Annotated in this window: 20 protein-coding genes; 9 read left to right on the top strand and 11 right to left on the bottom strand. The window is 67.2% G+C overall.

Features of this window, described 5'->3' with window-relative positions; genetic code table 11:
• Position 1: 1 nt before the first annotated feature.
• The 4 genes from OCH7691_RS03500 (at position 2) to OCH7691_RS03485 (ending at position 4,563) form a co-directional block, all read left to right on the top strand.
• Positions 2-1,066 carry an ABC transporter permease gene (locus OCH7691_RS03500; RefSeq protein WP_085882015.1) on the top strand — a complete coding sequence of 355 codons (1,065 nt, stop codon included), beginning with the start codon at positions 2-4 and terminating at the stop codon, positions 1,064-1,066.
• Positions 1,067-1,077: 11 nt separating this feature from the next.
• Positions 1,078-2,700: an ABC transporter ATP-binding protein gene (locus OCH7691_RS03495; RefSeq protein ID WP_085882014.1), complete on the top strand. Its 1,623-nt coding sequence runs from the start codon at positions 1,078-1,080 to the stop codon at positions 2,698-2,700.
• Positions 2,701-2,702: 2 nt separating this feature from the next.
• Entirely contained in the window at positions 2,703-3,632 is a 930-nt protein-coding gene (locus OCH7691_RS03490; protein WP_085882013.1) for a 2-hydroxyacid dehydrogenase, read from the top strand.
• Positions 3,633-3,729: 97 nt separating this feature from the next.
• Positions 3,730-4,563, top strand: coding sequence for a helix-turn-helix domain-containing protein (locus tag OCH7691_RS03485; protein WP_085882012.1), 834 nt, complete (start codon positions 3,730-3,732; stop codon positions 4,561-4,563).
• 11 nt (positions 4,564-4,574) lie between these two features.
• On the opposite strand, the gene OCH7691_RS03480 is transcribed toward OCH7691_RS03485, so the two are convergent.
• The 7 genes from OCH7691_RS03480 to OCH7691_RS03450 form a co-directional block, all read right to left on the bottom strand.
• Positions 4,575-4,907 (bottom strand): MarR family transcriptional regulator, encoded by a 333-nt coding sequence (locus tag OCH7691_RS03480; protein WP_085882011.1) that lies wholly within the window; start codon positions 4,905-4,907, stop codon positions 4,575-4,577.
• A 60-nt stretch (positions 4,908-4,967) separates the two neighbouring features.
• A complete protein-coding gene (locus tag OCH7691_RS03475) occupies positions 4,968-6,350 on the bottom strand; it encodes a leucyl aminopeptidase family protein (RefSeq protein ID WP_139839500.1) in 1,383 nt (460 codons plus the stop codon).
• 97 nt (positions 6,351-6,447) lie between these two features.
• A complete protein-coding gene (locus tag OCH7691_RS03470) occupies positions 6,448-7,068 on the bottom strand; it encodes a cysteine hydrolase family protein (RefSeq protein WP_085883474.1) in 621 nt (206 codons plus the stop codon).
• A gap of 94 nt (positions 7,069-7,162) precedes the next feature.
• On the bottom strand, positions 7,163-8,200 hold the full coding sequence (locus OCH7691_RS03465) for a TAXI family TRAP transporter solute-binding subunit (protein ID WP_085882010.1): 1,038 nt from the start codon (positions 8,198-8,200) through the stop codon (positions 7,163-7,165).
• A gap of 151 nt (positions 8,201-8,351) precedes the next feature.
• On the bottom strand, positions 8,352-9,656 hold the full coding sequence (locus OCH7691_RS03460; RefSeq protein ID WP_085882009.1) for a TRAP transporter large permease: 1,305 nt from the start codon (positions 9,654-9,656) through the stop codon (positions 8,352-8,354).
• Positions 9,657-9,659: 3 nt separating this feature from the next.
• Complete coding sequence (locus OCH7691_RS03455; RefSeq protein WP_085882008.1) at positions 9,660-10,202, bottom strand: TRAP transporter small permease; 543 nt, start codon at positions 10,200-10,202, stop codon at positions 9,660-9,662.
• Positions 10,203-10,315: 113 nt separating this feature from the next.
• Positions 10,316-11,284, bottom strand: coding sequence for a TRAP transporter substrate-binding protein (locus tag OCH7691_RS03450; protein WP_085882007.1), 969 nt, complete (start codon positions 11,282-11,284; stop codon positions 10,316-10,318).
• Between the two features lie 240 nt (positions 11,285-11,524).
• Between OCH7691_RS03450 and OCH7691_RS03445 the strand changes: the two genes are divergently transcribed.
• Both OCH7691_RS03445 and OCH7691_RS03440 read left to right on the top strand, forming a co-directional pair.
• Positions 11,525-15,172, top strand: coding sequence for a hydantoinase B/oxoprolinase family protein (locus tag OCH7691_RS03445; protein WP_085882006.1), 3,648 nt, complete (start codon positions 11,525-11,527; stop codon positions 15,170-15,172).
• Between the two features lie 17 nt (positions 15,173-15,189).
• A complete protein-coding gene (locus tag OCH7691_RS03440; protein ID WP_085882005.1) occupies positions 15,190-15,720 on the top strand; it encodes a winged helix DNA-binding protein in 531 nt (176 codons plus the stop codon).
• Positions 15,721-15,760: 40 nt separating this feature from the next.
• On the opposite strand, the gene OCH7691_RS03435 is transcribed toward OCH7691_RS03440, so the two are convergent.
• Positions 15,761-17,434, bottom strand: coding sequence for an isovaleryl-CoA dehydrogenase (locus tag OCH7691_RS03435; protein WP_085882004.1), 1,674 nt, complete (start codon positions 17,432-17,434; stop codon positions 15,761-15,763).
• Between the two features lie 299 nt (positions 17,435-17,733).
• Here OCH7691_RS03435 and OCH7691_RS03430 point away from each other — a divergent pair, with 299 nt between their 5' ends.
• Positions 17,734-19,020, top strand: coding sequence for a DEAD/DEAH box helicase (locus OCH7691_RS03430; RefSeq protein ID WP_217807771.1), 1,287 nt, complete (start codon positions 17,734-17,736; stop codon positions 19,018-19,020).
• Positions 19,021-19,023: 3 nt separating this feature from the next.
• Here the strand turns inward: OCH7691_RS03430 and OCH7691_RS03425 are convergent, their stop codons facing one another.
• Complete coding sequence (locus OCH7691_RS03425; protein WP_085882002.1) at positions 19,024-19,488, bottom strand: YtoQ family protein; 465 nt, start codon at positions 19,486-19,488, stop codon at positions 19,024-19,026.
• 131 nt (positions 19,489-19,619) lie between these two features.
• Here OCH7691_RS03425 and OCH7691_RS03420 point away from each other — a divergent pair, with 131 nt between their 5' ends.
• On the top strand, positions 19,620-19,937 hold the full coding sequence (locus OCH7691_RS03420) for a hypothetical protein (protein WP_085882001.1): 318 nt from the start codon (positions 19,620-19,622) through the stop codon (positions 19,935-19,937).
• A 149-nt stretch (positions 19,938-20,086) separates the two neighbouring features.
• Here the strand turns inward: OCH7691_RS03420 and OCH7691_RS03415 are convergent, their stop codons facing one another.
• Both OCH7691_RS03415 and OCH7691_RS03410 read right to left on the bottom strand, forming a co-directional pair.
• Positions 20,087-20,512, bottom strand: a complete 426-nt coding sequence (locus OCH7691_RS03415; RefSeq protein ID WP_085883473.1) for an HIT domain-containing protein — start codon at positions 20,510-20,512, stop codon at positions 20,087-20,089.
• Between the two features lie 68 nt (positions 20,513-20,580).
• Positions 20,581-21,048, bottom strand: a complete 468-nt coding sequence (locus OCH7691_RS03410; protein ID WP_085883472.1) for a flavodoxin family protein — start codon at positions 21,046-21,048, stop codon at positions 20,581-20,583.
• 136 nt (positions 21,049-21,184) lie between these two features.
• Between OCH7691_RS03410 and OCH7691_RS03405 the strand changes: the two genes are divergently transcribed.
• On the top strand, positions 21,185-21,664 hold the full coding sequence (locus OCH7691_RS03405; protein ID WP_085882000.1) for a MarR family winged helix-turn-helix transcriptional regulator: 480 nt from the start codon (positions 21,185-21,187) through the stop codon (positions 21,662-21,664).
• Positions 21,665-21,689: the final 25 nt, after the last annotated feature.

Below are 21,689 nucleotides of genomic sequence, written 5' to 3'. Positions count from 1 at the left end.
GATGACGACGATCGCCCCCGTCCGCCACCGCCTGCTCGGCATCCCCGTGTCGCCGCTCAACCACCGGCGCTGGCTGAACCTGAAATCGAACCGGCGCGGCTATGTCGCGATGTGGCTGTTCTTCGGGCTGTTCTTCTTCAGCCTGTTCGCCGAGTTCATCGCCAATGAGCGGCCGCTCCTCGTCAATTACGACGGCGGCTACTATTTTCCGGTCTTCGTCGCCTATCCGGAGACCACCTTCGGCGGCGATTTCGAAACCGAAACGGTTTACCGGGATCCCTTCGTCCGCGACCTGATCAACGAGAAGGGCTGGATTCTCTGGCCACCCATTCCGTTCGATTATTCAACCATCAACTACGATCTGCCGGTCCCGGCGCCGGCGCCGCCGTCGCTGGTCAACTGGCTCGGTACCGACGACCAGGGCCGCGACGTGCTCGCCCGGGTGATCTACGGCTGGCGGATATCGGTCTCCTTCGGCCTGATCCTGACGATCCTGAGTTCGCTGATCGGGGTCGCCGCCGGCGCCGTGCAGGGCTATTTCGGCGGCTGGGTCGACCTCGGCTTCCAGCGCTTCCTGGAGATCTGGTCCGGCATGCCGGCGCTCTACATCCTGATCATCCTGGCGGCGGTGATCGAGCCGACCTTCACGATCCTGCTCGTCCTGCTGCTGCTGTTCTCCTGGACCAGCCTGGTCGGCGTCGTCCGGGCGGAGTTCCTGCGCGCCCGGAATTTCGACTACGTGCGCGCCGCCCGCGCGCTCGGCGTCCGCGACACGGTCATCATGTTCAAGCATCTCCTGCCGAACGCGATGGTCTCGGCGCTGACCTTCCTGCCCTTCATCCTGACCGGCTCGATCATCAGCCTGACCTCGCTCGACTTTCTCGGCCTCGGCCTGCCGCCGGGCTCGGCCTCGCTCGGCGAACTGCTCGCCCAGGGCAAGGCCAACCTGCAGGCGCCCTGGCTCGGCATTACCTCCTTCCTCGTGCTCTCGATCATGCTGACCCTGGCGATTTTCATGCAGGAAGCGGTGCGCGACGCCTTCGACCCGCGCAAGACCTTCCGGTGAGGGCGTAGAACATGGCCTTTCTCGACGTCGAGGATCTCGCGGTTTCCTTCCGCTCGGAATCGGGCGAGGTGCGGGCGGTCAAGGGCGTCTCCTTCTCGATCGAGCGCGGCGAGACGATGGCGCTGGTCGGCGAATCCGGCTCCGGAAAGTCGGTCTCCGCGCTCTCGATCCTGCAGCTCCTGCCCTATCCCATGGCCTCGCACCCGAAGGGTTCGATCCGGGTCGACGGGCAGGAGATGATCGGCGCGTCCGAGGCGGTGATGCACTCGGTGCGCGGCGCGCGCGTCTCGATGATCTTCCAGGAGCCGATGACCTCGCTCAACCCCCTGCACACGGTCGAGCAGCAGATCGGCGAGATGCTGACCCTGCATCGGCGGATGGGCAAGGGGGCGGCGCGGGCGCGGATCGTCGAACTGCTGACGCTCGTCGGCCTCGGCGACGTGGAGAAGCGTCTTGACGCCTTCCCGCACCAGCTTTCCGGCGGCCAGCGCCAGCGCGTGATGATCGCCATGGCGCTTGCCAACGAGCCCGACCTGCTGATCGCCGACGAGCCGACCACGGCCCTCGACGTCACCGTGCAGGCGCAGATCCTGGAACTGCTGAAATCGCTGCAGAAAACGCTCGGCATGGCGATGCTGCTGATCACCCACGATCTCGGCATCGTCCGCAAGATGGCTGGCCGGGTCGCGGTGATGACCGACGGCGAGATCGTCGAGAGCGGCGAGACCGCGCGGGTCTTCGATCATCCCGAGCATCCCTATACGCAGATGCTGCTGGCGGCCGAGCCGACCGGCACGCCGCCGCACAGCGACCCGACATCGCCGACGGTTATGGATGTCCGCAATATCAAGGTTTGGTTCCCAATCAAGCGTGGCCTGCTGAAACGCACCGTCGACCATGTCCGCGCCGTCGACGACATCAGCCTGACCGTGCGCGAGGGCGAGACCGTCGGCGTGGTCGGCGAATCGGGTTCGGGCAAGACGACGCTCGGCCTGGGCCTGCTCCGGCTGACCCGCTCCGAAGGCGAGATCCGATTCGGCGAGACGGCGCTGCAGGGCCTCAACTGGAACCAGCTCCGGCCGCTGCGGGCGGAAATGCAGATCGTCTTCCAGGACCCCTATTCCAGCCTGAGCCCGCGGCTCTCGGTCGGCCAGATCGTCGAGGAAGGCCTGCTCGTCCACAAGCTCGGCGGCAATGCCGCGGAGCGGCGGGCGCTGATCGCCGCGGCGCTCGACGAGGTCGGCATTCCCGGCAGCGCCCAGGACCGCTACCCGCACGAGTTTTCCGGCGGCCAGCGGCAGCGGATCGCGATCGCCCGGGCGCTGGTCCTGAAGCCGCGCTTCCTGGTGCTGGACGAACCGACCTCGGCGCTGGACATGTCGGTGCAGGCACAGATCGTCGACCTGCTCCGCGACTTGCAGCGCCGCCACCGGCTGGCCTATCTGTTCATCAGCCACGATCTCAGGGTCGTCCGCGCGCTCGCCAACCACGTCATCGTCATGAAGGACGGCCGGGTGGTCGAGCAGGGCCCCGCCGCGCAGATCTTCGACGCGCCGGAAAGCGGCTACACCCGGGCGCTGATGCGGGCGGCATTCGAACTGGAGGCGACCTCGGGCGGGGTCGTGAGGACCTGACGATGAAGATGATGTTCACGAGTACAGCCGATCGCGCCGACTGGTGGCGGGCAGAGCTGACCAAGCGGATTCCGGATCTCGAACTGCGCCGCTACCCGGAGATCGGCGATCCCTCGGAAATCGACTATGCGCTCGTCTGGAAGCCGAAACCGGGGCTGCTGGCGCGCTGCGACAGGCTGCGCGCGATCTTCTCCCTCGGCGCCGGCGTCGACCATATCCTCTGCGACCCGGCGCTGCCGAAGTCGGTGCCGCTGACCCGCGTCGTCGATCCCAACCTGACCCAGCGGATGACCGAGTATGTCGTCCAGCAGGTTCTCGCCTGCCATCGCCGCCAGCGCGAATACGACCGCCAGCAGCGGGAAACGGTCTGGGCGGAATGCTATACGCCGACGGCGGGCGAACGGCGGGTCGGGATCATGGGCCTCGGCGTGCTCGGAGAGGATGCGGCCAGCAAGCTCGTCCAGATCGGCTTCCCGGTCGCCGGCTGGCGGCGCTCGCGGCACGCGGTTCCGGGCGTCGAATGCTTCGCCGGCGAAGCTGAACTCGACGCCTTCCTCGCGCGCACCGACATTCTCGTCTGCCTGCTGCCCCTGACACCCGAGACCGGGGACATGCTCGACGGCCGGCTGTTCGCGAAATTGCCGGAAGGCGCCTATGTGATCAACGCGGCGCGCGGCGGCCACCTGGTCGAGGGTGACCTGATTCGCGCGCTGGACAGCGGCCATCTCGCCGGCGCCGTGCTCGACGTCTTCCGGACCGAGCCCCTGCCCGCCGATCACGACTTCTGGCGCCATCCGAAGATCGTCGTCACGCCGCATGTCGCGAGCATTTCCGATCCGCGCACCATCGCCGACCAGGTCGCCGAGAATATCCGCCGGGACCAGGCCGGCGAGCCGCTGCTCAACCGCGTCGACCTGGCGCGTGGCTACTGATCGCGAAAGCGGTCCTGCCATTCCCTCCGGGGTAATCGCGCACCCTACCCGGTTCGCCTAGACTCCGGGTCGATTGCGGCAAGACGGGGAGAACGCGATGTCCCACGACGACACGTCAGGCGATGCGACGCCCTTCGGCGCGGCGCTTCGGCGCTGGCGCAAGGGCAAGGGCCTCAGCCAGATGGACCTCGCCATGGCGGCCGGGATCTCGACCCGGCACCTGAGCTTCCTGGAGACCGGCCGGGCCAATCCCAGCCGTGGCATGGTGCTCCGGCTGGCGGAAACGCTGGCTGTTCCGTTACGCTATCAGAACGACCTGATGGCGTCGGCGGGCTTCGCCGCCCGTTACCGCGAGACAGCACTCTCCGCGGACGAGTTCGCCATGGTTCGCGACATGCTGGAACGGCTGCTCGCCAAGCATGAGCCCTGGCCGGCGCTGGTCGTCGACCACCGCTTCGACATCGTGATGACCAACCAGGCGGCGGCGCTGCTGATCGGCTGGCTCGGCCTTGCCGTCGGCGAGGACGGTCGGCCGGCGAACGTGCTCAGGCTGCTGTTCGCCCCCCGGGGCCTGCGTCAGCGGGTCGAGAACTGGGAAACCGCCGCCCGCGCCATGCTGGTCCGTGCCCAGCGCGACCTTGCCGAACTCGGCGCCGGCAATGCACACGAGGCGCTTCGCGAGATCCTGGGCGACGACTTGCCGCCGGCCGACTGGCTGGAAGCGGTTCCCGACAAGCCGATACTGCCGCTGCTGCCGCTCACCTTCGTGCGCGGCGAGGCGCGGCATTCCTGGTTCACGACGATCACCACCTTCGGCACCCCGCAGGACGTGACGATGCAGGAACTCAGGATCGAAAGCTTCTTTCCCGCCGACAAGGCGACCGACAGCTTCGCCACGGAGATCCTCGGCGGGACCGCCGGGCGGGTCTAGCGGTCGGCGGTCTACTCGACCGCCGCCGGCGCGCTGAACGCGCGTTTCGCGGCCTTCTCTATCTGGCTCGCGAAATCGGTCAGGAAGACCGAGCCCTTGATGGTCCGCATGACGAGCACTGAACGCTTGTCCTCCTCGTCGCGCTTGCGCCGGATCAGGCCGGACTGGCTGAGCGTGTCGAGGGCACGGGTCACCGCCGGCTTGGAGATTTGCAGCTCGGCCGCGAGTCCCCGCACGGTGTGCGGCGGCGGCTCCAGATAAACCGTCAGCATGATCGCGAGCTGCCGGGCCGAGAGGTCCGGCGTCGCCCCGCGGACACTGTCGACAAGGGCCTCGCGCCACATGTTCAGCAGGATGCGGGTGCTTGTTTCGCCTGAGATCGTGGGCCTCCTTCCGCGCCGGGGTCAGGGTTTCGGGAAGCGCTCGGCAAGCAGACGATAGAGCGCGCGGATGGCGAATGCCTCGCCGCCGACCGGGCGGCCGGGCCGGGGCGTCATGTTGAAGCCCATGATATCGAAATGGACCCAGCTTTTCGCCCCGCCGGTGAATTCCTGGAGGAACAGCGCCGCGGTGATGGCGCCGCCGTAGCGGCTGGTCCCGACATTGTCGATATCGGCGATCCGGCTCTCCATCGATTTCCGGTAGGGCTGCCAGAGCGGCATCCGCCAGAGCGGATCGCGCTCGGCCCGGGCATGACGCTCGAGGGCCTGCCAAAGATCGTCGTCGTCGGTGAAGGTCGCGCCGAGCTCGAGCCCGACGGCGACACGGGCGGCACCGGTCAGCGTCGCCGCGTCGATCATCAGCTCGGGCTGCTCCTCCGCCCCGTAGGCGAGCGCGTCGGCCAAGATCAGCCGCCCCTCGGCGTCGGTGTTGCCGATCTCGACGGTCTTGCCGAGCCGGCTGCGCAGGATGTCGCCGGGACGGAAGGCGTTGCCGGCGACCGCATTCTCGACCGCGGGCACCAGCAGGCGGAGGCGGACCGGCAGCCCGGCATCCATCACCATGCGGGCAAGGCCCAGCATCGCCGCGGCGCCGCCCATGTCCTTCTTCATCCAGCGCATGCCTTCGGCCGTTTTCAGGTCGAGGCCGCCGGAATCGAAGCAGACACCCTTGCCGACCAGGGTGATCCGGGGTGCCGTCGGGTCGCCCCAGCGGATATCGATCAGGCGCGGCGCCCCCGTCGCGGCGCGGCCGACCGCATGGACCATCGGGAAATTCCGGACGAGCAGATCGTCGCCGACGATGACCTCCGATTCGGCGCCGAACTGCCCCGCCAAGTCGAGGGCCACGGCAGCGAGTTCCGCCGGCCCCAGGTCCTCGCTCGGCATGTTGATCAGGTCGCGGGCAAGGAAAACCGCCTCGCGGACCCGCGAGACCTCGGCGAGATCCGTGCCTTCCGGCGCGATCAGGGTCGGGAACGAGCCTCGGCCCGTCTTGTAGCGAGTGAATTCGTAGGTGCCGAGCGCCCAGCCGGTGGCCAGCGCCGTGGCGCTCTCCGCCCCGGGCGAATCGGCCAGCCGGTAGGCACCGGCCGGCAGGACCCCCGGAAGGCCGGCGATAGACCAGACATCGAGCGGCCTCTCGACCCCTGCGACGATCTCGGCAACAGCGCCGTCGGCGCCGGGCAGCGCCAGCCACTCCCCGCTCTTGGCGGCGAACCCATGACGGGAAAGCCATTGCCGTTCGGCCGCCGTCCGGCCGGCGAGCCAACTTTCGAGTTCGTTCGCCGCGACGAGCCTGAGCGGAACGGCGCCTTCGGGCGCGTCGGTCGCGACATGGGGAACCACCAGAACCTCCGGGAGAATTCGTTGTCGATCCGCAACAAAATACGGCAATCACCGCGCCGCGGCAATTCGCCTCTCTCGGGAAATGGTCGTCGGGGGATCAGCCCTGCCAGGCGCCGGAATCGGCGACGATCAGCGCAAAGCGATCGGAGAGCGCGGCAAGGCTGGCCCGGTGCAGTTCGGCCGCCCCGACCACACCGCCGTCGGGCGCCGGCAGGTCCCGCGTCGCGCAGCCCCGGGCAACGACCGTCGAGCCGTATCCGAGGTCGAGCGCCGCACGCACCGTCGAGCTTACGCACATGTGGGTCATGAAGCCGGCGACCACGATCTGCTTGCGGCCGCTTGCCTGGAGCGCAGCCTGCAGGGACGTTCCGGCAAAGGCGTTCGGCAACCCTTTCTCGATCACCGTCTCGTTTCCCGCCGGGGCCGCGGCATCAGCGATGGCGCCGCCGGCGCCGCCCCGGTCGAACAGCCCGCCGGGCTGGCCGCGATGGGCGATGTGGAAGATCGGCATGGCGGCCGCCCGGGCGACGGCGAGGAGTTTCTCGACCTCTGCCAGCGCCGGCGCGACGCCCGGCAGCGCGAGACGGCCGTCGACATATTCGTTCTGGCAGTCGATCAGCACCAGCGCGGCATCGGCGAGGGCCGGCGGGTCGTTCGGCGCGCCGGCCAACTGGCGAAGGGTCCTGGGCGCGGCGGCGCCGGTCGTCGAAGCAGTCATGAAAGGGAGACTCCCGAAATGCAGGGGGATGACTGAATGCAACCGCAGATTCTCAGACGCGGTCGCCGCTGTCAGCCAGAATTTTCGACGCCGTCTATTTCAGCAGTCCGCGCTCCTGGTAGAAGCGGCGCGCGCCGGGATGGAGCGGCGGCCCCTCGGCCGGCACGGCCGAATCGACGCGGATCTGCCGCCCCTTCGGATGCCCGGAATCGAGAAGCGCCCGGTTGCTCGGATGGAACAGCGCGGTCAGGACATCATAGACAAGCGCCTCGTCGAGATCCTTCGAGACCACCCATTGCGTCACCACCGCAACGGTCGGCACGTCGGGCAGCAGCGGATAGGCGTTCCGGGGAATGTGATCCGGCGATAGGAAGCGATAGCGGGCGAGCAGCTCGGCCGCCTTGTCGCCCTCGATCGGCAGCAGCCGGATTGCGCCGAGATCGGCAAGCTCGGTCACCACCGGGGTCGGATAGCCGGCAACGAAGATGAAGGCGTCAAGCTCGCCGGCCAGCAGCATGTCCGCGGCCTTTTCCGGCGACACGGCAAATTCCTGCACCGCGTCGCCGCCGAGCCCGTAGATGTCGAGAATGTTGCGGGCATTGATTCGCGTGCCCGACCCCGGCCGGTCGAGCGAGACCCGGCGGCCGCGAAGATCGCCGATCGCGATCAGGTCCGGCTGCTCGCGAACGACGACGTGAACGCTCTCGGGATAGAGATTGGCGATCACCCGGATGTCGTCGAGCGGCTGGTCGTCCGCCACCTTCGCGGCGCCGCCGTCAAAGATAGAATGCACGATGTCCGACTGGGCAAGGCCGGACTCCAGCCGACCGCTCGCTACTGCCCGCAGGTTGGCGACCGAACCCTGGGTCGTCAGCGCCGTCGCGATCAGGCCCGGGACGCCGCAGGAACCGCCGTCGTCGCAGGCCCTGCTGCCGGGCGGGTTGCTGATGGCGCCGGCAATCAGCGAGCCAATCGGGAAATAGGTGCCGCCGGTCGAGCCGGTTCCGATCTGGAAGAATCGCAGATCCTGGGCCGCGGAAAGTCCGGGCAGGACGACCACGCCCAAGGCCACCAGCAGCCAGGCCAGTATGCGGCGCGCTGCTGCCGAAGCCGTCGTTCGGCGATCATCCATTGCCCCTGCCTCGATAACTGGGGGAAAAAAGGCCCGTCCGGGTATGAGGATCAAATCCTATACCCGGACGGTGCGGACAGAAAGGGGTGGACCGCCGTCAGGCACCGAATGGCACAATTGAAGGTCCGCCGATCCGCAAGTGGGCAGCCCGCTAGGACGCGTCCAGCTGGCTGGGGAGGAAGGTCACGATCTCGGGGAAGGCAACCACCATGACGACCGCGAGAACGAGCAGCAGGAAGAACGGCAGGGCCGCACGCGCCACATAGAGGATGTTCTTGCCGGTCAGCGCCTGCAGGACAAACAGGTTGAAGCCCACCGGCGGAGTGATCTGCGACATCTCGACCACGATGACGATGTAGATGCCGAACCAGATCAGGTCGATTCCGGCCTGCTCGACGAGCGGCAGGATGACCGCGACGGTCAGCACCACGACCGAAATGCCGTCAAGGAAGCACCCGAGCACGACGAAGAACACGGTCAGCGCGGCGAGCAACTCGTAAGGCGTTAGACCGAGCGAGCCGATCCATTCGGCGAGCAGCCGGGGAATCCCGGTGAAGCCCATCGCGACCGTCAGGAAAGCGGCGCCTGCGAGAATCATCGCGATCATGCAGGAGGTCCGCGTCGCCCCCATCAGGCCCTCGACGAAGGTCTTCCAGGAGAGCGTTCCCGACACCCACGACAACAGGAGCGCGATTGCCACGCCGATGGCCGCGGCGTCGGTCGGCGAGGCAATGCCGACATAGATCGAGCCGATCACGCCGGCAATGAGCAGCACGACCGGGATCAGGTTCCGGGCCGAGTAGATCTTCTGCATCAGGCCGAGGTCGGAACGTTCGCGCGGCACCTGGGTCGGGTTGAGCAGGGACCATATGCCGACATAGCCCATGAAGAAGACCACGAGCATGATTCCCGGCAGCACACCCGCGACGAACAGCCGGGCAATCGATTCCTCGGTCGCAACGCCGTAGACGATCAGGATGATCGAGGGCGGGATCAGCAAGCCGAGGGTCCCGGAGCCGGCCAGCGTGCCGATGATCATCCGCTCCGCGTAACCACGCTTGTTGAGTTCGGGGATCGACATCTTGCCGATCGTCGCCGCCGTCGCCGCCGAGGAGCCGGAGACCGCCGCGAAGATCCCGCAGCCGATGATGTTCACATGCATGAGACGGCCGGGCAGCCGGGTCATCCAGGGTGCGAGACCTGAGAACAGCTCTTCCGACAATCGCGAGCGGAACAGGATCTCGCCCATCCAGATGAACAGCGGCAGCGCGGCAAGCGCCCAGGAGTTGCTCGCCCCCCAGATCGTCGTTGCCATGATCTGGCCGGTCGGCGCGTCGGTGAAGAACACCATGCCGACCATGCCGACGCCGAGCAGCGACAGCGCCACCCAGAGGCCGCTGGCCAGCAGGGCGAACATGATGACGATCAGGAGAACCGTGAGAAGAATCGTCGACATGGCTCAGCCCTCCCCCGATTCCAGGCCTTCGTAGCTCGGCGGCAGGCCGCGGAGGACACGAAGGAATTCGTCGGTGAGCGAAATCGTCAGCACGATCACCCCGAGGGCCATCGGCAGTTGCGGGATCCAGATCGGGATCGCCACCATGCCCGTCGAAAGATCGTTGTATTCCCACGATTCGACCACCAGCAGGACCAGGTAGTAGGCCAGGTAGCCGGCCATCGCCGCCCCGGTGCCGGTGCACCAGATCTCGACGATCCGGCGCGGCAGACCCGTCATTTTCTGGATGAACAGGGTGACCCGGATATGGCCGCCGGTCCTGAGCGTGTAGGCGAGCGCGAAGAAGCTCGCCGCCGCCAGGAAGAACCCGGCGAATTCCGCGTAGGACGGAATGACCAGACCGATTGCCGTCCCGGTAACCGCCGCCGCGACGGCGTCGATCAGGTTGGCGCCGACCTGCAGGAGTACGATGGTGCAGATCGCGATCAGGCAGAGCGCGGCAAAGGCGCCGCTCAACCTGTAGAGTGCATCGAGAAATGTTCGCATAGCCGTTCGGCTGGAACGACGGCTCGGCCGGCGCCCCGCTGCCCCTCCTCGTTCGTTCTGGCGGAGGCGGCCCGCCACCCGGGGCCGGCCGCCTCGCCTGCGTTATGGACGGACTACTTGTTCTCGTATTTGGCCAGGATCGCCGCGCCATCGGCGCCTGCGGTCTCCTTCCATTCCGCGACCATCGACTTGCCGATGTCGGAAAGCGAGCCTGCGAGCGCGGCATTGGGCGGCGAGACCTTGATGCCGTTGTCCTTGAGCTCGGCCTCCTTGGCGTTGGTTTCCGCCTCGCTGGCGGCCCAGCCGCGTTCCTCGGCACGCGCGGCCGCATCCAGCACCGCCTGCCTGGTCGCCTCGTCGAGCTTGCGGAAGGTCCGCGTATTCACGACGACGACGTTCTTCGGCAACCAGGCCGCTGTCTGGTAGTAATGGTCGAGGAAGTCCCAGGCCTTGGAATTGGCGCCCGTCGAGGGTGAGGTGATCATCGCCTGGACCTGGCCCGTGGCGAAGGCCTGCGGAACATCAGCCGCCTCGACCTGCGTCGGCACCGCGCCGGCGAGCTGGGCCAGCCGCTCGGTGGCGGTGTTGTAGGCACGGAACTTGACGCCCTTCAGATCGTCCAGCGCCTCGATCGGCTTGTTCGCATAAAGCCCCTGCGGCGGCCACGGCACCGCGAACAGAACCATCATGTTCTGCTTCTCGAGAAGCGCCTCGATCTTCTCGCGCGACGCCGCCCAGAGCCGCCGGCCGTCGGCGTAGGAGGTCGCCAGGAAGGGCACGGAATCGACCTGGAAGACGGCATTCTCGTTGGACAGGCGCGACAGCAGGAACTCGCCGATCGGGACCTGCCCGCTCCGCACCGCGTTCTTGATCTCCGGATGCTTGAACAGCGATCCGCCGCTGTGCACGCGGATCTCAAGCGCGCCATCGGTCGCCTTCGCGACGTCCTCGGCAAACTCCTTGATGTTCATGGTGTGGAAGTTGTTGTCCGGATACGGGGTCGGCATGTCCCAGCTGGCAGCCGCCGCGGCACCCGTCATCAGTCCGGCAGTCAGGATGCCGGTCACCATTTCACGCAGCATTTCTTGTTTCCTCTCTTTTCCCTGTACGCCCGCCAAGCGGGTCTGTTTCGACGTCCGGACCCCTGCTTCTCCTCGCATCTCGTGCCCGGCCGCCCCCTCCGGTGCGGTTGTCGTTCGGAACCGGAAGCAGGCCTCCGCCCCGCAACTCGATTCCACACCATATCATTTTATTGACATAACGTTCTTAATTTGACAACACTTTATTGACAGTTTATCTCACAAGAAACGGCGGAGGGATCGATGAACGAGCAGGTGGCGTTGAAATCCGATGGCAAATGGCAGTTCTGGATCGACCGTGGCGGGACCTTCACGGATATCGTCGCCAAGCGTCCGGACGGGGTCCTGGTGACCCACAAGCTGTTGAGCGAGAATCCCGAGCGCTACCGGGATTCGGCGCTCCAGGGGATCCGCGAGCTGCTCGGGCTGGACGGCGCCGCGGCGATCCCGGCCGAGCGGATCGAGGCGGTGAAGATGGGTACGACCGTCGCCACCAACGCCCTGCTCGAACGCAAGGGCGAACGGACCCTGCTGCTGACCACGCCGGGCTTCCGCGATTCGCTCCGGATCGGCTACCAGCACCGGCCGCGCATCTTCGACCGGCATATCCTGCTGCCCGAAATGCTCTACGAGCGGGTCGCCGAGGTCGGCGGCCGGATGAGCAGCGAAGGCGAGGAGCTCGTTCCCGTCGATCTCGACGCGGCGCGAAAGGTCCTGCGTGAGGCGCACGAGGACGGCATTCCGGCCGTCGCCATTGTCTTCATCCATGGCTATCGCTACCCGGAGCACGAGCGCCAGGTGGCCGCGATCGCCGAGGAAATCGGCTTTGCCCGGGTCTCGACGAGCCACGGGACCAGCCCGCTGATGAAGCTCGTCAGCCGCGGCGACACCACCGTGGTGGACGCCTATACCTCGCCGATCCTGCGGCGCTACGTGGACCGGGTTGCGAGCGAACTCGGCGGGGCGCGGCTGATGTTCATGCAATCAAACGGCGGCCTCGTCGATGCCTCGCTGTTCCAGGGCAAGGATTCGATCCTCTCCGGGCCGGCCGGCGGCATCGTCGGCGCGGTTCAGACGGCCGCGATGGCCGGCTTCGGGAAGATCATCGGCTTCGACATGGGCGGCACCTCGACAGACGTGTCCCATTATGACGGCGAGTACGAGCGCGCCTTCGAAACCGAGGTCGCCGGCATCCGCATGCGGGCGCCGATGATGCAGATCCACACGGTGGCAGCCGGCGGCGGCTCGATCCTGCGCTTTGACGGAAGCCGCTACCGGGTCGGCCCGGAATCGGCCGGCGCCAACCCCGGCCCCGCCTGCTACCGGCGCGGCGGGCCGCTCACCATGACCGACTGCAACGTCATGCTGGGCAAGCTTGACCCGGCCTTCTTCCCGCAGGTGTTCGGCCCCGACGCGGACCAGCCGCTCGACCTGGAAACGGTCCGGGCAAAGTTCGCGGCCATGGCCGAGGAGATCCGCGAGACGACCGGCGACACCCGCGATCCGCGCGCGGTCGCCGAGGGCTTCCTCCGCATCGGCGTCGAGAATATGGCGAACGCGATCAAGGAAATCTCGATCCAGCGCGGCTACGACGTGTCCGACTACACGCTCTGCTGCTTCGGCGGCGCCGGCGGACAGCACGCCTGCCTGGTCGCCGACGCGCTCGGCATGAAGCGGATCTTCCTGCATCCCTTCGCCGGCGTTCTGTCGGCGTACGGCATGGGTCTCGCCGATCTCTCGACGATGCGCCAGCAGGCGGTCGAGGAACGCCTAGACAAGGGCCTGGCGGCGGCCCTCGAGCCGTCCTATACAGCGCTCGAGGAAGACGGCCGCCGCGAGATCCTCGACCAGGGCGTCGAGGCCGGGTCGCTCACCGTGCTCCGCAAGGCGCATGTCAAATATGAAGGCACCGATGCGCCGCTGCTGGTCGATTTCGACGGCGCCGACGGCACCCGGCGGAATTTCGAGGAAGCCCATCGCCAGCGCTTCGGCTTCGTCGTTGCCGATACCGAGCTGGTCGTCGAGGCGATCTCGGTCGAGGTCGTCGGCGGCAACGAAGGGCCGCAGGGCGCGGTCATCGGCGGGGAGAAGCCCGAGGACGACGTCGCGCCGGCGGCGCTGATCCGCTTCCATTCCGGCGGCGCCGATCACGACGCCCCGGTCTATCGGCGGGAGACGCTTCCCTCCAGGGCCCGCGTCTCCGGCCCGGCGGTGATCGTCGAGGCGACCGGCACGAACGTGGTCGAGCCCGGCTGGGCGGCGGAAATGACGGCCACCCGCGATCTCGTGCTGACCCGCGTCACCCCGCTTCGCCGCGACATGGCAGTCGGCACCGAGGTCGACCCGGTGATGCTCGAGATCTTCAACAATCTCTTCATGTCGATCGCCGAGCAAATGGGCTCGACGCTGGAAAACACCAGCTACTCGGTCAACGTGAAGGAACGGCTCGACTTCTCCTGCGCCATCTTCGACCGGGACGGCCAGCTCGTCGCCAACGCGCCGCATGTTCCGGTCCATCTCGGCTCGATGAGCCAGAGCGTGCACGCGGTCATCGAGCGGCACGGCGCGGAGATGGGGCCGGGTGACGTCTTTGTCACCAACGCCCCCTATGCCGGCGGCACGCACCTGCCGGACGTCACCGCGATCACCCCGGTCTTCGGCGCCGGAACCGAGGCGCGCGGCCGGGAGAACGTGCTCTTCTATGTCGCCAGCCGCGGCCATCACGCCGATATCGGCGGCACGACGCCGGGCTCGATGCCGCCGCTCTCGACCAGCGTCGAGGAGGAGGGCGTGCTGATCGACAACCTGACCCTGGTCGCGGCCGGAATCTTCCAGGAAGCAAGCATGCGGAAGCTGCTGAAGAGCGGGCGCTACCCGGCCCGCAACCCGGACCAGAACATCGCCGACATGAAGGCCCAGGTGGCCGCCAACGAAAAGGGCATGCGCGAATTGCAACGCATGATCCGCCAGTTCGGCCTCGCCACGGTCCAGGCCTACATGCAGCATGTCCAGGACAATGCGGAGGAGCAGGTTCGCCGGGTCATCGACAGGCTGCGGGACGGGCGCTTCGAGCTTCGTGTCGACGACGGCAGCGTCATCCGCGTCGCCGTGACCATCGATCACGCGGCGCGCGGCGCGATCATCGACTTCACCGGGACCTCCGACCAGCGTCCCGGCAACACGAACGCGCCGGAGGCGATTACCCGGGCCGCGGTGCTCTACGTCTTCCGCACCCTCGTCGACGACGACATCCCGCTCAACGAAGGCTGCATGAAGCCGCTCACCCTCGTAGTCCCGGACGGCTCGATGCTGAAGCCGCGCTATCCGGCGGCGGTCGTCGCCGGCAATGTCGAGACCTCGCAATGGGTGACCAACGCGCTTTACGGCGCGCTCGGCCGGATGGCGGGGGCGCAGGGCACGATGAACAACTTCACCTTCGGCAACGAGACCTACCAGTATTACGAGACCATCGCCGGCGGTACCGGGGCCGGCCCCGACCATCCGGGCGCCAGCGCCGTGCAATGCCACATGACAAACTCCCGGCTGACCGATCCGGAGGTCCTGGAATGGCGCTACCCGGTGCTGGTCGACGATTTCCGGATCCGCCGCAACTCGGGCGGTGATGGCGCCCATCGCGGCGGCGACGGCACGGTGCGGCGGATCCTCTTCCGCGCGCCGATGACGGCGGCGATCCTGTCGTCGCACCGGACCGTGGCGCCGTTCGGCCTGGAGGGCGGCGCGGCGGGCAGCGCCGGCCGGAACTACGTCGTCCGCGTTGACGGCACGGTGGAGGAACTTGGCCCCACCGCCGAAATACGGGTCAATGAAGGGGATGTCTTTGTGATAGAAACGCCGGGAGGCGGCGGCTATGGCGCCCCGTCGGGAGAATAACGGGAGAACGACATCCCATGAGTGTTGAGAAAGCGGCCAGCGCCCGAAAGCAACCGATCGTGTCCTCGGCGCATCTGATGTCCGAGGAATCGGCGGAGCTGTCCGAGTTCGAGTATGGACTGATCGTCGCCTCGAACGCCTTCATGCGGTGGGTTCAACGCTGCATGGAGGCGTCGGGCAACAAGGAACTAAGTTCCCTCGATATCCTCGTCCTGCACTCGGTCAACCACCGGGAGCGGGAGAAGCGCCTGAACGACATCTGCTTCGTGCTGCATATCGAGGACAGCCACACGATCACCTACTCGCTGAAGAAGCTCGTGAAGGCCGGCCTCGTCGACCGGCGGCGAAGCGGCAAGGAAGTCTATTACATCTCCTCGGAACTCGGCCGGGAGCTTTGCCTGCGCTACCGGGATATCCGCGAGAACTGCCTGATCGCCTCGCTCAGCGCGATCGGGCTGGAGAACGAATCGATCGGCGATCTCGCCGACCGGCTCCGGGCACTCTCCGGGCTCTACGATCAGGCGGCGCGCGCGGCGACCTCGCTCTGACCGACAGGACGGGACCGACGGTCGCCTGACGCGAGGCGTCTCAATCGACCGCCTGCGGGCGGGCGCGCTCGACGATCGCATCGATATCCAGGCCCGGTGGGAGCGACCCGAACAGCGCCCCCCCATCACCCGAAAGACGCGACGCGACGAACCCGTCGGCAACCGCCGGCGGGCCGTTCCGGATCAGCAACGATGCCTGCAGGGTCACGGCAAGCCTCTCGACGACCCGGCGGGCGCGTCCTTCCAGGCCGGCCAGGTCGGCGAACTCTTCCTTCAGTGCGGCAAGCGCCGCATCGAAGCGCCGGTCGGCGCCCGCGGCAGAGGCGATCTCGCCGAGCAATACCTCGAGGCTTTCCGGCTCGCGCTGGATCGCACGCAGCACGTCGAGGCAGATCACGTTGCCCGAGCCTTCCCAGATCGCGTTGAGCGGCGCTTCCCGGTAGAGCCGTGCCATCGGACCCTCCTCGACATAGCCGGCCCCGCCCAGGCATTCGAGCGCCTCGTTGGCGACCGCCGGGGTCCGCTTGCAGACCCAGTATTTCCCGACGGCGGTGGCGATCCGAGCGAACAGCCGCTCCGGCCCGGCCGCGGTCCCTTGATCGTAGGCGCGGGCGAGACGCATGAAGAGCTGAACCGCTGCCTCCTGCTCGAGCGCCAGGTCGGCAAGCACGTTGCGCATCAGCGGCTGTTCGATGAGGTGACGCTGGAAGGCGCTCCGGTAGGCGGTGTGATGCAGCGCCTCTGCGACCGCCCCGCGCATAATCGCGGCCGACCCGATGATGCAGTCGAGCCGGGTATGATGGACCATGTTGATGATGGTCGCGACGCCGCGGCCCTCCTCGCCGATCATGCGGCACCAGGTCCGGTCGTACTCGATCTCGCTCGACGCGTTGGAGCGGTTGCCGAGCTTGTCCTTGAGGCGCTGGATGAGGAATCGGTTGCGGTTGCCGTCCGGCAGCCAGCGCGGCACCAGGAAACAGGACAGCCCCTGCTCGGTATGGGCGAGTGTCAGGAAGGCGTCGCACATCGGCGCCGAGCAGAACCACTTGTGGCCGGTCAGCAGATACTCGCCGCCGGGACCACCGGCGGCCACCCGCTCCGCCCGGGTCGAATTGGCGCGCACGTCCGAACCGCCCTGCTTCTCGGTCATCGCCATGCCGATCGTCGCGCCGGCCTTCTCGGCGACCGGCAGGGAGCGCGGGTCATAGTCGCGGGAGAGGATCGCCGGTCGCCATTCGGCGGCAAGCTCCGGCTGGTTCTCGAGCGCCGGAAGCGCCGCATGCGTCATGGTGATCGGACAGGCGGTGCCGTTCTCGGCGAGATTGTGGAGATAGAAGCGCGCCGCCCGCGCGACATGGGCGCCGTCGCGGCCGGCATCCCAGGCCAGCGCCGAACAGCCGGCGCCGATCCCCGTCTGCATCAGCCGGTGATAGGCGGGATGGAACTCGACCTCGTCGATGCGGTGGCCGAAACGGTCGAAGAGCTTGAGTTCCGGTTCATGCCGGTTGGCGAGCCGCGCCAGTTCACGCGTCTCGGCGCTGCCGCAGCGGGCACCGAAGCGGGAGGCCTCGGCCCAGGCCCAGTCGCCGCCTTCCCGCCTCAGCGCCTCGCCGAGCGCGAGGTCGCCATCGAAGAGATTGACGTCCTCGAAGGGAGGCGGCTGGTTGAGGACTTCGTGGGTGGTGAACACGGCCTTGCGCGCGGCATCGGACATGGTTCGTCGCTCCAGGAATTGGTCTCCATCACACTGGCGCGACAACCCGAACGGATCAAGCGTGCCGGCGCGAGCGGCCGGGCTTCGCTGCGATGCAGCTTGACATTGCAGGTGCGAACGCGCATGTAGCGAGGGTCTTCGAGATCGCGCGAAGAGCGCCGGACCCATTCCAGTGCCTTCATCTCGTCACATCCCCTAGAACACCTGCCTGCTCAGAAGCGCGTGAAAAGGTTGGGTACATGGCGCGTTTGCGGCTTGTATGCCGCCGCCCCATGCCGTTTCTGAACAAGGACAGTTTTTTGGATTCCACGACTTTTACGGCGCTCGGTCTCGCCGAGCCCCTGTTGCGTGCGCTTAACGATCTCAGCTACGCCGAACCCACCCCCATCCAGGCCCGCTCGATTCCGCTTCTTCTTGAAGGACGGGACATGCTGGGCATCGCCCAGACCGGCACCGGCAAGACGGCGGCCTTCGCCCTGCCGCTGCTGCATCACCTGATCACCGAACCGGCCCGCCCGCAGCCGAAAACGACGCGGGCACTGATCCTGGCGCCGACGCGCGAGCTCGCGGTACAGATCGGCGAACAGATCCGTGCCTATGGCCGTCATGTCGGCCTCCGCCATGCGGTGATCTTCGGCGGCGTGCCGCACAAGAACCAGAACCGCAGCCTGTCGCGCGGTGTCGACATCGTGGTCGCCACGCCGGGCCGTCTGCTCGACCATATGGAGCATGGTTCGCTGCGTCTGGACGAGGTCAGCCACCTGGTCCTCGACGAGGCCGACCGGATGCTCGACATGGGCTTCCAGCGGGACGTCCAGAAGATCCTGAAGGCCCTGCCGATGCGGCGCCAGTCGCTGCTCTTCTCGGCCACCATGCCGGCAAGCGTCGCCGAACTGGCCGCACGCATCCTGAAGAACCCGGAGCGGGTCGAGGTGACGCCGAAGGCGATCACGGTCGACCTTATCGACCAGAGCGTTCACTACGTCGATGCCGGGCGCAAGCAGAGCCTGCTCGGCGAGATCCTGGCCGACGAGAGCCTGAACCGGGTGATCGTTTTCACCCGCACCAAGCATCGCGCCGACCGGCTGGCCCTGCAGCTCGAGAAGCATGGCATCAGCACCGATTCGCTGCACGGCAACAAGTCGCAGAATGCCCGTCAGCGGGCGCTGCAGCGGTTCCGGAACGGTGACGCGCGGATCCTTGTCGCGACCGACATCGCCGCCCGCGGCATCGACGTGCCGAACGTCAGCCATGTCATCAACTTCGAGCTTCCGAACGAGCCGGAGAACTATGTCCACCGGATCGGCCGCACCGCGCGCGCCGGCGCCCGGGGCATCGCGATCTCGCTCTGCGAGCCGTCGGAGGAAAGTTACCTCCGGGCCATCGAGAAGCTGCTGAAGCAGCCGGTAGCGGTGGCCAGCGGCGAGCCCTCGAAGGTCTTCACGCCGCCGCCGGGACGCGGCAAGAACAACCGCGGCGGCGGACGCCCGGGCGGCAACAAGCCCTACGGCAACGGTGCCCGGCCGAATCGGTCCAGCAACAACGGCGGTCGCAACAACCGCCGGCCGGATCGCGCCGCGGCCTGAGGATCAGCCGGCGCGGCGGAGCTCGCCCCGCTGGACGTAGCGCAGGATCTCGACAACTTGCGCCGGCGTCTCGGCGACCGCGAGCGATGCCGCGTCGACTTCCTTCAACGCATGCGTCAGCGCCGGATCGTGCAGCACGATCAGCGGCGTGTTGAGCGCCGCCGCGTAGCCGGCGTCGAAGGCGGCATTCCACTGCTTGTACTTGTCGCCGAAGCGGACGACGACGATGTCCGCCGATTCGATCAGCGTGCGCGTCCGGATCGCGTTCAACTTCGCGCCCTTGTGGTCCTTCCAGAACGGCGTCTCTTCGCCGCCGAGAATGGCGACCCCGCAATCGTCGCTCGCCTCATGATCGGTGACGGGCATGGTGAACTCGATGTCGAGGCCCTCGGCCTCGGCGCCGCGCGCGACCTGCGTGCGCCAGTCGGTGTGGATCTCGCCGGACAGATAGACGGTCAATGGCTGCATCGGGACGGTCCTCGAATGGTTCGGGTGCTCGGGTTCCGCCTCTGGATAAGCCGCTTGCCTGCCGGCGTCGAGTCCGCGACCCTCGTTTCCCATGATGATCGATACATGTCCGGCCGCCGGAACAGACGGTCATGACCGCTGAAACGCCGCCGCCGGCCCTCCGCCATGCGCCGGACTGGGTTGCCGGGCGCGTCGTGGCGGGCCGCGGCGCCGCCTCGGGCGCGCGGGAGTACCGGGAACTCGGCGGCAGCCTGAACGCGCAGTTTCCGCATTTCCTGGCGCGCGGACTGGACCTTCGCCGATTCGCCCGGGCGACGATCAATGTCGACGCCTCGCCGCTCACCTTCGCCTTCGTCGATCCGCTCCTCACCCTGCGCGGCATCGACTGGCATCCGGACATGCCGGCGGAGGATTTCTCCTTTTCGCCCTGTCGCCTGAGGCGAGCATGACGGACTGGTCTATTACCCGCGCCCGGAAACCAAGGCGGCCTATGCCGCGATGCCGCCGCCTTCGCTGCTCGAGATCCTCGCCCCGCCGCTCGACGGAATCGCCTATGGTGTCGCCTTGGAAGTCGGTCTCGACAGCCGGGAAATCGCGATCAGCCGACCGGCGTGAAGCCGCTGCCGGCGAGCGCCCCGGTGACCCGCTCCCGCAAGGCCTCGACTTCCTCGTCGCGATAGGGGACGGCCTCGCCCCGGCCCCAGACCGGCCCCGGCCAGGCCGGGTCGCCGACATGGCGGGCGATCACGTGAACATGAAGCTGCGGCACCATGTTGCCGAGCGCCGCGACGTTGATCTTGTCGGGCGCGCAGAGCCGTTCCAGCATGTCGGCGACCGCCGCGGTCTCGTCGGAAACGGCATGACGATCCGCCACCGAGAGGCGATGGAGCTCGCGCAGGTCATCCCGTTCCGGAACCAGAATGAACCAGCGATAGCGCGCATCGCGCATCAGCAACAGGCGCGAAACCGGGAAGGCGCCGAACGGCACCGTGTCGGCCTCAAGACGGGGATCGAGTGTGAACATGTCGCCATGCTGACCCGCCGGCAACATCGGCGCAAGCACCGAACGCGGGCTGGTCACGGGATGCGGGATCAGAAGACCCCGGCTTCCAGGCCGGCCGCCATCAGGGTCCCGAGTTCCTCGCATTCGCCCTCGAAGGCCTCGCGATACTCACCCCGGCAGAGCAGGGGTTCGCGGATCGCCTGCCAGCGCAAGCCGGTGACGATGGTCTCGACGCCGCGGCGGGTGCCGGTACCGTCGTGGCCGGCGCGGATATAGAGCGCGTAGGGGCGCCCCTGGGTCTCCTCGAGGCAGGGATAATAGATCCGGTCGAAGAAGTCCTTCAGCGCGCCGCTCATGTAGCCGAGATTCTCGGTTGTCCCGAGGATGATTCCATCCGCTGCCCGGACATCCTCGGGCCCGGCCTCGAAGGGGCTCAGCACGCGGACCCGGACACCTTCGATATCGGCATGGCCGGCGCCGCGCCGCACGGCGTCGCGCAGCCGCTGGGTATTCTCGGACGGGGCATGCGCAACGATCAGCAGAAGCTTGTCAGTCATGATTCCCATATGGGCCGGCGGGTGAATCAATCCGAGGGTGAATCCGGCCGTCCGACCGTTCTTGAAAATTGATACGCATAGCTTACTATATTGAACACATACTACTCCACAGTCTCATGGCCGGACGCCCCGTCGAATGACCGCAAGAGAGCAACCGCCCGTCGGTTTCATGCTGAGCGATGTTTCCCGCCTGTTGCGCCGCAATTTCCTCCGCCGCGCGCAGGAGCATGGCCTGACCCAGGCCCAGTGGAAGGCGCTCTTCCACCTGGCGCGGCAGGAAGGGGTCAATCAGGCGACGCTCGCCGAGAGCATGGAGGTGCAGCCGATCACGCTGGCCCGGCTCATCGACAAGCTGGCCGAGGCGGAACTGGTCGAACGGCGCCCCGATCCCGCCGACCGGCGCGCCTTCCGCCTGTTCCTGACGGCCAAGGCGAAACCGCTGCTCGATCAGATGTGGACGCTCGCCCGCGAAAGCCGCGAGGAGGCCATGGAGGGATTGTCCGAGGCGGAGCGGAAGGCACTCGTTTCCGGCCTCGAACATATGAAGGAGCGGCTGCTCGACGCCGAGGGGCGCGGCGCGGGCTGCCCGCCCAGCAGGTACAACCGGTCTGCGTGAACCATGGAACAGGAAGTGACAGGCC

The sequence above is a fragment of the Oceanibacterium hippocampi genome, from assembly GCF_900172325.1.
Classification (GTDB): Bacteria; Pseudomonadota; Alphaproteobacteria; order Sneathiellales; family Sneathiellaceae; genus Oceanibacterium; species Oceanibacterium hippocampi.
Note: the sequence above shows the minus strand (reverse complement) of the source record. Positions and strands in the feature narration are given on the sequence as shown.